The organism is Dyadobacter subterraneus, assembly GCF_015221875.1.
GTDB classification, from domain to species: domain Bacteria; phylum Bacteroidota; class Bacteroidia; order Cytophagales; family Spirosomataceae; genus Dyadobacter; species Dyadobacter subterraneus.
The window spans coordinates 1,108,138-1,123,445 of sequence record NZ_JACYGY010000001.1 but is presented as its reverse complement, the minus strand read 5'-3'; the positions used below and the strand labels follow the sequence as shown (position 1 = coordinate 1,123,445).

General features: G+C 39.8%; 12 protein-coding genes. 7 read left to right on the top strand and 5 right to left on the bottom strand.

Annotation, left to right across the window (positions count from 1 at the left end; translation table 11 throughout):
• Positions 1-113: 113 nt before the first annotated feature.
• Positions 114-1,358 carry an MFS transporter gene (locus tag IEE83_RS04695; RefSeq protein ID WP_194119463.1) on the bottom strand — a complete coding sequence of 415 codons (1,245 nt, stop codon included), beginning with the start codon at positions 1,356-1,358 and terminating at the stop codon, positions 114-116.
• 256 nt (positions 1,359-1,614) lie between these two features.
• On the opposite strand from IEE83_RS04695, the gene IEE83_RS04690 reads away from it, so the two are divergent.
• The 5 genes from IEE83_RS04690 (at position 1,615) to IEE83_RS04670 (ending at position 9,465) form a co-directional block, all read left to right on the top strand.
• Complete coding sequence (locus tag IEE83_RS04690; RefSeq protein ID WP_194123295.1) at positions 1,615-2,745, top strand: Gfo/Idh/MocA family protein; 1,131 nt, start codon at positions 1,615-1,617, stop codon at positions 2,743-2,745.
• 109 nt (positions 2,746-2,854) lie between these two features.
• On the top strand, positions 2,855-4,000 hold the full coding sequence (locus IEE83_RS04685; RefSeq protein WP_194119462.1) for a Gfo/Idh/MocA family protein: 1,146 nt from the start codon (positions 2,855-2,857) through the stop codon (positions 3,998-4,000).
• A 236-nt stretch (positions 4,001-4,236) separates the two neighbouring features.
• Positions 4,237-4,605 carry a four helix bundle protein gene (locus IEE83_RS04680; RefSeq protein WP_194119461.1) on the top strand — a complete coding sequence of 123 codons (369 nt, stop codon included), beginning with the start codon at positions 4,237-4,239 and terminating at the stop codon, positions 4,603-4,605.
• A 236-nt stretch (positions 4,606-4,841) separates the two neighbouring features.
• Complete coding sequence (locus IEE83_RS04675; protein WP_194119460.1) at positions 4,842-5,894, top strand: sugar phosphate isomerase/epimerase family protein; 1,053 nt, start codon at positions 4,842-4,844, stop codon at positions 5,892-5,894.
• A 193-nt stretch (positions 5,895-6,087) separates the two neighbouring features.
• Positions 6,088-9,465, top strand: a complete 3,378-nt coding sequence (locus IEE83_RS04670; RefSeq protein WP_379992875.1) for a ThuA domain-containing protein — start codon at positions 6,088-6,090, stop codon at positions 9,463-9,465.
• 408 nt (positions 9,466-9,873) lie between these two features.
• On the opposite strand, the gene IEE83_RS04665 is transcribed toward IEE83_RS04670, so the two are convergent.
• The 4 genes from IEE83_RS04665 to IEE83_RS04650 all read right to left on the bottom strand — a co-directional run bounded on the left by IEE83_RS04665 (position 9,874) and on the right by IEE83_RS04650 (position 12,753).
• Complete coding sequence (locus tag IEE83_RS04665) at positions 9,874-10,692, bottom strand: TIGR02757 family protein (protein ID WP_194119458.1); 819 nt, start codon at positions 10,690-10,692, stop codon at positions 9,874-9,876.
• Positions 10,679-10,891, bottom strand: a complete 213-nt coding sequence (locus IEE83_RS04660; RefSeq protein WP_194119457.1) for a hypothetical protein — start codon at positions 10,889-10,891, stop codon at positions 10,679-10,681. The genes IEE83_RS04665 and IEE83_RS04660 overlap by 14 nt, the downstream gene beginning before the upstream one ends.
• Positions 10,892-10,977: 86 nt before the next feature.
• Entirely contained in the window at positions 10,978-11,961 is a 984-nt protein-coding gene (locus IEE83_RS04655; RefSeq protein WP_194119456.1) for a LysM peptidoglycan-binding domain-containing protein, read from the bottom strand.
• Positions 11,962-12,753, bottom strand: coding sequence for a DUF4905 domain-containing protein (locus tag IEE83_RS04650; RefSeq protein ID WP_194119455.1), 792 nt, complete (start codon positions 12,751-12,753; stop codon positions 11,962-11,964).
• 57 nt (positions 12,754-12,810) lie between these two features.
• Between IEE83_RS04650 and kdsB the strand changes: the two genes are divergently transcribed.
• Positions 12,811-13,551, top strand: coding sequence for a 3-deoxy-manno-octulosonate cytidylyltransferase (kdsB, locus tag IEE83_RS04645; protein ID WP_194119454.1), 741 nt, complete (start codon positions 12,811-12,813; stop codon positions 13,549-13,551).
• A gap of 158 nt (positions 13,552-13,709) precedes the next feature.
• Positions 13,710-15,275, top strand: a complete 1,566-nt coding sequence (porX, locus tag IEE83_RS04640) for a T9SS response regulator signal transducer PorX (protein ID WP_194119453.1) — start codon at positions 13,710-13,712, stop codon at positions 15,273-15,275.
• The last annotated feature ends 33 nt before the right edge of the window (positions 15,276-15,308 follow it).

Genomic DNA, 15,308 nt, shown 5'->3' with positions numbered 1-15,308 from the left:
TCAGCCCCTTAGAAATCTGGTTAATTAGGGAATCAGGATAATAGATGTTCCCGCCTCCGGGAATTGGGCAACCACAAGGGTTGCCCCAACGAGGCCCAATCCATTCACCCCAATTATAACTGCGGCGATTTCAATATTTCTGTTTGATCAACATAAACCGGTCTTTTATTTCCAATCCAGAAATAAAGAATGATAAACATCGCCAACGCCACCAATGGGAACATAATCATATTTTGTAAAGTAGCTTGTCCGGCAGCCAACTCAGCCGCATCACCGGTAACACCAGCAGCAGCCTGAACCGCCTTTTCATTATCAAGCCATTTTCCGATAACAGGCTGGAAAATTGAAGTTGAGAACATACCCATACCTCCAACAATAGAAAGACCGAATGCACCTGTTGTTGGAAGATATTCAGCAACGAAACCAAGCATAGTTGGCCAGAAATAACATACACCAACAGCAAACAACATTGCTGCAAAGTAAACCAAACCGCCAGTAGCGATACTCATCAAATAAATTCCGACAGCAGCCATAACCGTTGAACCCAAAAGAATAGTAATCGGATTTAAACGGTGAACAATTGGTCCGGCGAAGAAACGGCCAACAGCCATTAAACCAGTAACACAAACCAGGATAATCATTGGACTTGCACCCACTTTTCCAAGGATCGGACCAACCCATTGTTCAGGACCAAATTCAGAAATCGCTGTGAATGCCATCGCAATCATGATAAAGATATAAAGCGGAGAAAGCATGGCTTTGAAGTTACCAGCCGTATTGGCTTCAACCTTGCTGACAGGGAAAGTTTGTCCCCAGAAAAGAACTGCATAAATAACCGCAGGAATGGCGATAACCCACATTTGCGCCTGCCAGTTAAAGCCATAATCCGTCATGAATTTCGAAATCAAACTTCCAACTACAATACCACCAGGAAACCACATGTGAAAACGATTCATCATTTTATTCAGCGTACTTCCTGAATACGTATCAGCGATCATCGGGTTACAGGCAGCTTCTGTACATCCGTTTCCAAAACCAATGAAGAATGTAGAAATCAACAATCCCCAGAAACCTTGCGCGTAAATTGTCAAAACAATCCCCAGTGCGTGACTGATAAATGTTACGTAAATAATTCTTTTAGGGCCAACAACATTATACAAGGCACCAAACACGATCATGGCGATTGGAAAACCAAAAAATGCCATAGAATTTATATATCCTAACTGCTCGCCGGACAGACTAAACTTTTCGCCTAGTTCGGTAAGTATACCTGCACGAATACCAAATGAAAATGCAGTTGTAATAAGTGCAAAACAGCTTGCATTGAAAAGCCGTGAGCTATTTACTGGTTGAGCCATGCGTAGAAAAATTAAATAAGTTAAAGGTTAAAATATATGAGAGTGACTAATTACGAATTCTTAATAATGATATTGTTTAAGTTTTTCACAAAAAAAACAAATACTTATCAATTCTACTACTCTATCTTCACAGAGTGACACATTTTTTATATGTTAAATATATCTTTGTAAGAAGTAAGAGTGATAGATACTACTCTTTATAAGTATAAAATCTTTTTGAAACTTTAAACCCAGAGGAATGTCACGAAAGATAAGGATGGGTATGGTGGGAGGAACACTTGATGCTTTTATCGGAGGAGTTCACCGCCGTGCGGCTATCATGGATGGAGAAATTGAACTGGTTTGCGGCGCTTTCAGCTCGTCTCCCGAAAAATCAAAAGAGACCGGAAAAGCCCTTTATTTGCCCGAGGACCGCGTTTATGCCAACTTTGAGGAAATGATTCTTAAGGAAAAGCAGCTTCCGGAAGGAGAACGGATGGACTTCATTTCTGTTGTTACTCCCAATCACGTACATGCCGCGCCGACGAAACTGGCACTTGAAAATGGTTTCCACGTCGTATGCGATAAGCCAATTACACTTAATGTAAAAGAAGCAGAAGAAATTGTTGAACTGGTTGAAAAAACCGGACTCGTTTTCTGTCTGACACATAATTACACCGGCTATCCGATGGTGAAAGAAGCCAAAGAAATGATTGCTTCCGGCGCAATAGGAAAAGTACGTAAAGTAATTGTTGAATATCCACAAGGCTGGCTTTCAACGATGGTTGAAGTAACGGGCAACAAACAAGCTGCCTGGCGTACAGATCCTAGTAAATCAGGTGCAGGTGGCGGACTTGGTGATATCGGAACGCATGCAGAAAATCTTGCTGAATATATTACCGGATTAAAAATCACCCAGCTTTGTGCAGATCTAACCATTTTTGTTGAAGGTCGTCAATTGGATGATGACGCTAACATTTTATTGCGTTTCAACAACGGAGCGAAGGGCATTCTGCAAGACAGCCAGATTGCAAACGGAGAAGAAAACGATTTGAATATCCGTGTTTACGGAGAAACGGGCGGTTTGCAATGGAGACAAATGGAGCCTAACACGTTAATCCATAAAACGCAGCAAGGCGTTAGACATATTCGTACGGGTGTTGGCAATTTGTCAAAAGCAGCGCAGGTTCATACCAGAATTCCGGCCGGTCATCCTGAAGGATATTTTGAAGCTTTTGCCAATCTATACAGAAATTTCGCTATTCACGTCCGTGCATATCAGGAAGGCAAAAAGGCCGACCCTGTTTATGATTTCCCGACTGCACAAGACGGTTTACGCGGAATGAAGTTTGTTGATACCGTAATTGCTTCGGATAAGTCTGACACAAAATGGACAACTTTTGAGTAGATAATAAACGGATTTGCATTTGAAGATCGGAAACCGTTCCGGTCTTCTTTTTATAATTAGCTTGTCCACAATCAGACATAATTTTCACCTTTCACTTTTTACCAGGTTTATGAATAAAATAAAAGTTGGTGTAGTTGGAACCGGTTTTATTGGTCCTGCCCATATCGAAGCTTTAAGACGCTTGCCAAATGTAGAAGTAGCCGCTCTTTGCGAAGTAACCGCAGAAATTGCACAACAAAAAGCGGACGGATTAGGCATTCCACGCGCTTACACTTTCGATGAATTGTTGAAGCAGGATGATATTTCGGTTATCCATATCTGTACACCTAACTTCCTTCACTACTCACAGTCGAAAGCCGCTTTATTGGCTGGAAAACATGTTATTTGTGAAAAACCACTTGCCAAAGATTTAGTTGAAGCAGAAGAACTGGTTGAACTTGCAGCAAAAACCGGTCTGGTAAATGCTGTTCATTTCAATTTGCGTTATTACCCACTGGCTCGTCAGATGAAGTCAATGCGTGAGCGTGGAGAACTGGGAGAAATTTATTCTTTCATTGGTTCTTATCTTCAAGACTGGCTGTTTTACGAAACAGATTATAACTGGCGTCTTGAACCGGACAAATCAGGAGATTCGCGTGCGATCGCTGATATCGGTTCTCACCTGATGGATATTCTTGAATACATTACAGGCTTGAAAACAGTTGAAGTTCTTGCAGATTTCAACACGATTCACAAGACGCGTAAAAAACCATTGAAGCCGGTAGAAACCTATTCAGGAAAAATGCTTCAGCCGGAAGATTATGCTGATGTGCCTATCACAACAGAAGATCATGCGAACGTATTGCTACGTTTTGATAATGGAAGCAAAGGTGTAATTACTGTTTCCCAGGTTTCAGCCGGTCGTAAAAACCGTATGACTTTGGAAATTTCTGGTTCAAAGAAAACATTCAACTGGACTTCCGAAGCGCCAAATGAAATGTGGATCGGCAACCGTGATAAAAGCAATGAAATATTAATGCGCGATCCGTCACTTGTTAATGATGACGTTCGTTCACTAATCACTTTCCCAGGCGGACACAACGAAGGTTTCCCTGATACATCAAAACAAATGTTCAAGGAAGTTTACGCAGCCATCGCAGAAGGCAAACAACCAGAAAACCCAACTTTCCCAACATTTGCTGACGGATACCGTGAGTTATTGATTTGTGAAAGAATTTTAGAAAGTAATAAGAAGCAGGCTTGGGTGACGGTTTAATTTTGAATGAGTGAATGATAGAATAGAAGAATGATAGAGTGAGTGAATGATAGAATGAGTGAATATTGGGCTCATTAGATCTTTTTAAATTGAATACAATTGTAGAGAGGTATAACAGGTACTATCCATTGTCAGGAGCAATTCAAGCAATTAAGTTTGTTCTGTTCCATTCTATCATTCACTCATGCTATCATTCACGCATTTCTCAATTCACTCATTCTATCATTCAAAATTAAATGACACACACTAAAGAAGAATTTATCAATGCTTTGAAAGACAGAACTAAACAATTTGTTTTACGAAGTATTAAATTGTTTAAAGCTTTGCCTTCCTCGGAAGAAGCCCGAATTATTGGAAAACAATTTTTAAGATCGGCATCTTCGGTAGGAGCCAATTATCGGGCGGTATGTCGGGCCAGAAGTAACAGAGAGTTTTTCGCCAAATTGAGTATAACAGTCGAAGAAGCGGACGAGTCTTTATTTTGGCTTGAAATAATTTCAGAATCAGGAATTTTACCATTTGAAAAAATAAACAGTTTAATGAATGAAGCCGAAGAAATTTTAAAAATTCTATCCAAAGCCAGAAGCAATTCTAGCCATAATTAAAGTGATAGAATGAGTGAATATTTGACTCGTTCGATTTATTAGATGTAAATGACTTGGTTTGGAAAATTTTAAAAAATTACCCCAAACTATATACCGGTTCAAGCCATTAAGTTTGTTCACTCATTCTATCATTCTATCATTCAAAACTAAAGTGAAATGCCAGAAGCCATTCAAGCCATTAAGTTTGTTCACGCCATTCTATCATTCACTCATTCTATCATTCAAAATTAAAAATCATGAAAACTATAAAAGGACCTGGAATCTTTCTTGCTCAATTTTTGGGTGATGAGGCTCCATTTAATACCCTTGACGGAATAACAACTTATATGGCTGATCTTGGCTATAAAGGTGTTCAGTTACCGATCTGGGATCCAAGAGTTATTGATATTAAACTTGCTGCCGAATCTCAGACTTATGCCGATGAACTGAAAGGCAAGCTGAAAGATAAAGGTTTGGAAATCACTGAACTTGCTTCACATATTATCGGTCAGCTGGTTGCTTCGCATCCTGTTTATGACGAAATGTATGACGGGTTTGCAGCCCCGGAAGTTCGCAATAATCCGAAAGCAAGAGCGGAGTGGGCTACGCAGCAATTGAAATATACAGCCGTTGCAAGTAAAAACCTTGGACTAAAAGCAAGTGCAACTTTCTCCGGTGCGTTGGCATGGCCGTTTCTTTATCCATGGCCGCAGCGTCCGGCAGGTTTGGTTGAAACTGCATTTAAAGAATTAGCTGCCCGTTGGAAACCAATTCTGGATGTTTATGACGAAAATGGCGTAGACGTTTGTTACGAACTTCATCCGGGCGAAGATCTTTTTGACGGTTCTACTTTTGAAATGTTTGTTGATTATCTTGACGGACATACAAGAGCGAATATCAACTACGATCCAAGCCATTTCGTTTTACAACAACTGGATTATCTTCAATTCATCGATTTGTACCACGACCGTATCAAAGCATTCCACGTAAAAGATGCCGAGTTTAATCCAACTGGAAAACAAGGGGTCTACAGCGGATTTGCAGGTTGGGCTGATCGCGCAGGACGTTTCCGTTCATTGGGTGATGGCCAGGTTGATTTCAAAGGTATTTTCTCAAAACTTTCTCAGTATGATTATGATAGCTGGGCAGTTTTGGAATGGGAATGCTGTATAAAATCGCCGGTACAAGGTGCAGCAGAAGGTGCGCCTTTTATTGCTAATCAGATTATTGAGGTTACTACCAAAGCTTTCGATGATTTCGCAGGAACTGGTGCCGACGAAGCATTTAACCGCAGAGCCTTGGGACTATAATTAAATAATTGTCTTTATAACAAGTAAAATAAAAACCTATCGTTCTTATGACTGATAGGTTTTTTTATACATTTTGTTGCAAATTTTTTCGAAGGAAATAGTAGAAAACAGAAGTTTATAAGTAAGTAAACCATGACCTTTTACCAAAACCCAATTTAGCCTTATAATGAAGGATCACGTCCGCAAAAAAAAGATGAATTATCTGAACGCATTTTGCATTGCACTCTGCGTTTGTTTTTCTATCACCGTTAATGCCCAATCTGTTACCCCTGAAAAACGTGTTTTAGTATTTTCAAAAACGGCCGGTTTCCGTCACGGATCAATCGGGGCAGGAAAAACCGCTATTACCAAGTTGGGAAAAGAAAATGGTTTCAGTGTTGATACGACAGAAAATGCAGCACTTTTCACCGAAAAAAATCTTCGCAAATACAGCGCCGTTATTTTCCTCAACACGACAGGAAATGTACTAAATGACAATCAGCAGGAAGCCTTTGAACATTATATTCAAGCCGGTGGCGGATATCTTGGTATTCATGCTGCAACAGATACCGAATATGACTGGCAGTGGTATAACAAACTTGCCGGAGCCTATTTCGCAAGCCATCCGGGAAATCCGAATGTGCAAAATGGTGAAGCTTATGTTGTAAACCGTGAACATCCATCAATGGAAGGTTTTCCGGATCGCTGGAAAATCAAGGATGAATTTTACGATTTCAAGACTTTCAATCCACAGGTTACTGTTCTTGTCAAGATTGATGAAAAATCTTATAAAGACGGTAAAATGGGCAATGATCACCCGATGTCGTGGTATCATGAATTTGATGGTGGAAAAGCTTTTTATACCAATTTTGGACATGAAGATGCCACTTTTGAAAATCCGGTCTTTTTGAAACATTTGATGGGCGGTTTGAATTACGTAATGGCTGCCAAGCTTAATTATTCCAAATCCCGTCCGGAAGAAAATCGTTTTACTAAAAAAGTACTGGCCACAAAACTGGACGAACCAACAGAACTTGTAGTGCTGGATGACCAACGTGTTTTGTTTGCTGAAAGAAAAGGAAAACTGAAATTGTACAGTCCAAAAACGGGCAAAGTAAAAGTGGTAGCAGAAGTTCCGGTTTATACCAAACAGGAATATGGATTAATGGGATTGAATATTGATCCGAATTTTAAAACCAACAAACTGGTATATCTGTATTACTCTCCTCCTTCCACGGAAGCGGATACGGCGCAGCATTTGTCTCGTTTTAAATATGATGATATCAAAGATACACTGCTTTTATCAACCGAAGAAAATCTACTAAAAGTACCGGTTAAAAGAACGGATTGCTGCCATACAGGTGGTTCCATTGCCTGGGATGCCAAAGGAAATTTATATTTATCGACGGGTGATGATGTAAATCCATTCCAGTCGGATGGATATGGCCCGATTGACGGTCGCCCGGGACGTGAAGGCTGGGATGGACGTCATTCTTCCTCGAATACCAATTCTTTACGCGGAAAAGTTTTACGTATCAAACCTCGTTACGGAGATCGTCGTGCGAATATGCCTGGCGGTACTAATCTTTATGACATTCCGGAAGGCAATTTATTTCCTGTTGGTACCGAAAAAACTAGACCAGAAATTTATGTAATGGGGACACGTAATCCATACCGAATTTCTGTCGATCAGCACACAGGTTATTTGTATTGGGGAGATGTTGGACCGGATGCGTCCAACGACAATCCAAAACGCGGACCTCGCGGATATGACGAAGTGAACCAGGCCAGAAAAGCAGGATATTTTGGTTATCCCCTATTTATTGGTGATAACAAACCATACATCAGTTTCAATTTTGCGGACAGCACTTCCGGAAAACCATTTGACCCGGCGGCACCAATTAACGATTCTCCACACAATACAGGTATCACAAAATTGCCTCCGGCGCAGCCCGCATTTATCTGGTACCCATATGCAGATTCTCCTGAATTTGGCCCGATTGTAGGTAAAGGTGGTAGAAATGCGATGGCTGGTCCGGTTTATTATGCCAATGATTTTAAAGCAGGAAAAGATAAATTCCCTGATTATTACAACGGAAAGTTCTTCGCTTATGACTGGATCCGCGATTACATCAACATTGTAACGATGAATGAAAAAGGCGATCTGCTCAATATTGAACGCTTTATGCCGAACGGCAAATTCAGTCACCCGATGGATATGCAGTTTGCCAGTGATGGATCTTTGTACACGCTGGAATATGGACCAAACTGGTTTGCTCAGAATGACGAAGCCAGCCTTTCCCACATTACTTTCAACGCTGGAAACCGCGTTCCGGTTGCCGCAGCAAAAGCTGTAAATACAACTGGCGCCGTTCCATTGAAGGTAGCATTTTCATCAAAGGGATCGCTTGATTATGATGGTGATGCGATTAAATATGAATGGTCATTTGGAAAAGGTTTAGGCAAAAGTGCTTTACCAAATCCAACTTTCACTTACACAAAACCGGGTGAATATATTGCGGTTTTAAAAGTAACCGACAGCGCCGGGAACAGTAACACTTCGGAAGTCTCAATAAAGGCTGGAAATGCAATTCCACAAGTTGACGTTGCCATAAAAGGGAACAAAACGTTTTACTGGAATGACAAACCGGTTAACTATGAAGTAGCGGTTTCTGATAAAGAAGATGGAAGCCTTGTGAAGAAAACAATCCCGGAAGACGAAGTAACGCTGACGATTAACTATCTGGAAGGTTTTGACAAAACAGTTTTAGCGCAGGGTCATCAGGCAAATACTGGTTTTGATACTGGAAAACGTCTGATCGAACTGAGTGATTGCAAAGCTTGTCATTCGATTGACAAAAAATCAATCGGACCAGCTTACATTGAAGTTGCCAAAAGATATGAGAATCAGCGTAATTCTTTAAAAACGCTTACTGACAAAGTCATCAAAGGCGGTGGCGGCAACTGGGGAGAACAAGCCATGGCTGCGCATCCCCAGCACAAACCGGAAGAAGTTGAAGAAATGGTGAAATACATTCTTTCACTCAACAAAAAAGAGGTGGTTGACAAAAAACCTTTGAAAAGCTCGTACGTGACACAAGCTAAGAAAAAAGATGGTTCGTACATTTTCACGGCAAGTTATACCGACAAAGGAAACGGAACCATGGGACCTCAGACTGGTTCAAAAACTATTGCTTTACGTCCGGCCAAATTACAAGCCAATACGCTGGATGATGGAAAAGGATTCACAAAGTTTAAATTACCATCAGGTCCGGAAGTGGTTTTAGGCTCTGCAAATGGTAGTTATATTGCCTTTGATGATATTGACCTGACAGATATTTCAACGCTGACAGTTGCGGTAATCAGTAGTGACAAAACAGCCGGAGGAATTCTGGAAGCACATTTGGACACGCCTGCCGGACTTAAAATCGGTGAGGCAAATGTATCGTCATCTGAAACGCTGAATATTCCTGTAAAAGCACCAGTGGATAATAAAAAGCATAAAGTTGTATTTGTCTTCAAAAATCCGTCGGCTAATGGCAAACCACTTTTTGCTATTGATACGATTGATTTTAAGGAAAGTGCGATGTAGATTTTTGTGTTAGGAATATTTAAAAAGAAGAATCCCGGCTGGTATATCAGTCGGGATTCTTCTTTTTATGACAGTTTTGGTATTAATAGTTGTTTCCCATATCGGTATTTTGTAGAATTTTTATATCACCCTTTCAGGGTTAACCCAAACTCATCGAATCTTCATTTCTATAATAATGTCATCCCTTCGGGATTGTGGATCATGAAAATTATTAGAATTAAACTGGGTTGGTAAAACCGCGAATTTAGACTTTTGAAGATTTAAATAATAAAATATTATATCAAATGTTCGGAAGTGACAAATCCCGAAGGGATGGATATTATTATAGAAAATATAATTTAAGACACGAAATAAAACCCTGAAAGGGTGGCATAAGAAATGCGAAAAACCCAAATGAAATCAATAAAGTCAAATCAAAAATTCCTCTTTCGCGAACCCTTCAATCCCTAAACCAAATAACGCGAAATCATACAAAACGGGATCATTTGGGTTTAGCATACGCAACGCAGCCGTCAATTCAACAGCCGTCCGCCAATCTGTGACAGGTCTCTGAATTAATCCTAATTTTCTTGCAATCCGGTCCACATGCACATCACATGGACAAACAAGCTGTGAAGGTTTAATCATATTCCAAATCCCGAAATCAACGCCTTTGTCATCTTTCCTCACCATCCAACGCAAAAACATATTTAATCGCTTACACGACGATTTTCGCACCGGCGTAGCAATGTGTTTACGGGTTCTTAAAGGAAAATTTTCAGAGTCGCTGAACAAATCATGAAAACCGATTAATCCGTTTTCAATAGTTACGTCCGTTTCGGTCATATGATTACTGAAAGCATTTTCCAGCGAATCATATTTGTTATAATAATTTTGAAAAAAGTGGAGAAAGTAAAGCGTATCCGTAGCGTTGAAAGTACGGTGTTTAAAATCAAGAAATCTTTTTAGATCACTGTCCTGATGGTTTTTGATAAAGTCGTAAGGAGCATCGTCCATCAACGAAGACAATTCCAGACATTTATTTATGATTGTTTTCCGTTGTCCCCAGGCCAGAACCGCCGCCCAGAAACCCATGATCTCGATATCCTGTTTTTTAGAAAAACGATGTGGAATACTGATCGGATCAAAAGGAATAAAATCCGGCTGATTATATTGTGCCGCTTTGGCTTCCAACAAATCAGTAATAGACTGGGAAATTGGAATTAATTCAATCTCAGTTTCCAGCATGACCTCTGCCCAACACGTACGCCAAAACCCGTGAAATCCCAGAGAAGAACATCACGATACATGAAAATACAAAAGTAAAAACGGCTATAAATGGATACATGATCGTAAACAGAACACTCCAGATTTTATAGCCAGTCGTGTTTTTTGCAGCTGCTCTTTCTTCTTCTCTTTTAGATCGGAACTGAGGTGAATGCTTCATTATTAATCTTTCAGAATTTTGTATATCTATTTTGAACCGGATACTTATTAAACTAATCCCGGTCCATTTAAATTTCAAAAGCAGATTTAATTATTATCAAGATAGCTGATAACTGCTCTGAATCTCTTGCTGTTAGGCGATACTTTTTCGAAAGCGCGGGATGACAATTTAATCACAATATCATCATTGACACTCGTATCAGGAATTCGTCCTATCACTCTTACAATGATTTTTTCCTGGTTATATTCATTCAAAACTTCGACCAGAGCGCCGATTGGCGCAGTGCGGTGTAAGGCTAAAAACTTGCTTGTACTTTCATCAGTTTCAATTACTTCTGCCAAACCGGACTCAGATTTACGCTTTCCGGTAACAACTTTCGGCGGTGCAACTTCTTCCACCGGTTTCATAATTTTTTCCGCAACGGCTGCTTTCGCACGCACAGAATCTTTTACCACATTGGTTACCACTTTTTTCGGTTCAGGTTCTGGTGCTGGTTGTTTACTTTTTTCAGCTGCTTTTTCACTGACAATTAATTCTTGCCCATCAGTAAGGTTATCATCTTTCAGATTATTCCATTTACGGATATCTGCCATTAAAACACCATATTTCACAGCTACGCGGTATAACGTCTGACCAGCCTCAACCCTGTGAATACCATTCGGTGCAACAGAAACTTTCGCATCTGCCGTAGGAGCCGAGGTCGTTGTCGGAGGAGGAGGCAGTGGAGCGGAGTCTTTTACTGGTGCTTTCGCAACTTCTTTTTTAGGCTCTTCCTTTTTTAATTCCTCTTTTTTCTTTGCTTTTGGAGTATAAGGAACACGAAGTGTTTGTCCAAACTGAACATTGTCACTTATTCCCGGATTTGCTTCCCGAAGTGATTGAATTGTAGTTCCATACTGTCTTACGACAGCAAACATGGTTTGTCCTTGATTAACCTTATGTAAAACATAAATCTTACCGCCTACTTTTTCATACCCGATAGAATCTACAACACTCACTCCATTCGCACGGGCATTTGCCGCTCCTTTTAAAAAACCTGCCAAAATGGCGAGGTAAACTATGTATTTCATTCAGTATGAAAATGTTAAACTCGAAAATTCGTTGTTGTTTTTAAGATATACCAATATTTTATTTCTCATCATCATGGTCGACTGGCCAACGCCATCCCGGCCCTCGGAAAGTCGTTCATGAAAAATGATTTCTTTTTGATCTGTAACGATAAGAAGATATTGTACTACCTTTTCCTGCTCGTAAATATAATAAGAAAACATCATATAGGGCCTTTCATCCAAATAATCAATACAAATGGGTTTGGAAATACCCAGTGTATCCATCAAAAAGGATGACAGCCTGTCAAAATACACATTTCTTTCCTTGTAACGAACAGGTTGTTTTAAAATTATTTCCGTGGATGGCAGATTAATTTCTTCTAAAACCGGACTCAAAAGTTCTGTTCTGGTATCAAAAAAAGATTTCTGAAACTGTTCCCCTTTAAACGTTGCAACTTCCAATAAGTCACCATCTAACGTCCGGACTAAGACATAGTTCGGAAGCGCCCAGAGCAAATTTCCTGAATCCGCAGAGATCGCCAGCAGGTCTGTTGGCTGCGGTATATCAGGATAACGGTAATTGTGTAAAAATAAATGGTCGCCAGAAAATGCAGTCAGGGAAGTCCACCAATCTGCTCCTTCCGGCGTAACTTGCCACCGCAATTCGGGGACGGATAAATCAATGATGGCAAACGATACTTTCTTTTCCGAACTTTCCCGTAATTCGACCGCCCATTCATTTCTGTCAGGATCCGGATGTGGAAGTATGCGCCAGATATTTTGTGAAAACGTATGTGAAAACAGTTTTTGCAAAATTTTAGCTTTATTTTGAAACAAATTTGGAAATGACATCATTCAAACTTTAAATACGTGCAGATACTAGGAATAATACCGGCGCGCTACGCATCAACCCGTTTTCCGGCCAAAGCTCTTGTAGATATAGGCGGAAAATCCATGATACAGCGTGTATATGAACAATCCTCCAAAGCTACGCATCTCAGTCAGATTATTGTAGCAACCGATGATGAAAGAATATTGGATCACGTTCATCAATTTGGCGGAAAGGCCGTAATGACTTCGGAAAATCATCAAAGCGGAACCGACAGGTGTTTTGAAGCATTGCAAAAAACAGGTGGAAATTATGATTACGTAATTAATATTCAGGGCGACGAACCTTTTATTAGCCCTGAACCTATAAACAGTCTGGCAAAAGTGCTCGACGGCACGATTGAACTGGCTACTTTGGTAAAAGTTATTGACAGCCAGGATATCCTTTGCAACGTTAACGTACCGAAAGCCGTATTGAACAAACGGCAGGAAGTTCTTTATTTCAGCAGACAGACAATTCCGTATCTGCGTGGTGTTGAGCCAGAAAACTGGCTTGATTCTCATACGTTTTACAAACACATTGGGATTTATGCTTACCGCGTGGATGTTCTTGAAGCAATTACAAAATTGGAAGTTTCTTCACTGGAAAAGGCTGAGTCGCTGGAACAGTTGCGCTGGCTGGAAAATGGATATTCGATCAAAGCAGTAGTTACTTCGGACGATTCGCATGGCGTGGATACACCGGATGATCTGGACCGCGTAACAAGGAAATTTTTATCCTGAAAATTAAAATTATAAAGTAGTAAATTACAAAATCAAATTTGACTTTGAAGTGGCTGGAAACCCTTAAATTATGTTAAAAACACAATTTTTTAATACCATACCTCTTACTGGCACGTTGTTTTTCTTTGTTTTAAACAGTACTAATTGAAATAATACATATGCAAAATAAAATTCTTTGGGCAGATGATGAAATAGATCTTCTTAAACCTCATATAATGTTTTTGACCAATAAGGGGTACGATGTAACACCGGTAAACAGTGGTGCAGATGCCTTGGACCGAATTGAAAATGATCGATATGATATTGTCTTTTTAGACGAAATGATGCCGGGGATGACCGGGCTTGAAACCCTCGCACAAATAAAACAGTTGCAGCCAACACTTCCGGTTGTGATGATCACCAAAAGTGAGGAAGAGCACATTATGGAAGATGCCATCGGTTCAAAAATCGATGACTATCTGATTAAGCCGCTTAACCCTAACCAAATTTTACTTTCTGTTAAAAAAATACTTGATAACAAAAGACTTGTTACTGAAAAAACCACGCTGAGTTATCAGCAGGAATTCAGAAACCTGGCCATGCAGTATCAGGACAGAATCGGTCATGAGGAATGGGCTGATATATATAAAAAATTGATTTACTGGGAATTGGAACTTGAAAATTCCGACGATCAGGGTATGTCAGAGGTTTTCAGCATGCAGAAAAGTGATGCAAATGCAAACTTCTGTAAATTTATTGAGCAGGAATACGAAGGCTGGCTAAATGATCCAAAAGCTGACCGCCCGGTACTTTCTCATCAATTGATGAAACAGAAAGTATTTCCATATCTGAAAAAATCAACTGAACCGGTTTTCTTTTTATTGATTGATAATTTCCGTTATGATCAGTGGAAAGTGATCCAGCCGATCATTCAGGAATATTTTAATATTGAAGAAGAAAGCTCTTATTATTCTATTCTTCCAACCACAACAGGATATGCCCGGAATGCCATTTTCTCTGGTATGATGCCAAGTGAAATGGAAAGAAAACATCCGCAATGGTGGGTTAGTGATGAAAATACGCCGGATGGTGAAGAAGGTTTGAACAACCACGAATTTGACTTCCTTCAAAAACAACTGGAAACAAATCATTTCAATATCAAGTCGTCTTATAATAAAATCCTGAATACAAACCAGGGAAAATCGTTAATCGACAATTTCAACAATTTGTTAAACAACCAGTTAAATGTAGTTGTTTATAATTTTGTTGATATGCTTTCTCATGCCCGTACGGATGTACAAATGATTAAGGAATTGGCGCCTGATGAATCAGCTTACAGATCTATTACAAAATCATGGTTGCTCCATTCTCCGCTTTTAGAATTTATAAAAAAAGTGGCCGAGAAAAAATGCCGTTTGATTTTAACGACCGATCATGGTATGATCCGTGTTCAGAAACCGGTTAAAATTATTGGTTATCGCGAAACGAATACGAACTTGCGATACAAACATGGAAAAAATCTTGGATTTGATGACAACCATTTAATGGTTTGCCGCAAACCTGAGCGCATTTTCCTGCCGAAACCACATGTTTCAACATCCTACGTATTTACAAAAGAAGATTATTTCTTCGCATATCCGAACAATTACAATCAGTACGTGAATCTTTACCGGGATACTTTCCAGCATGGAGGAGTTTCTTTGGAGGAAGTTATTATTCCATTCATCGATTTAACTGCCAAGTAATTTCGGATTATGTAAAAAATGAGGGCTGAGAAA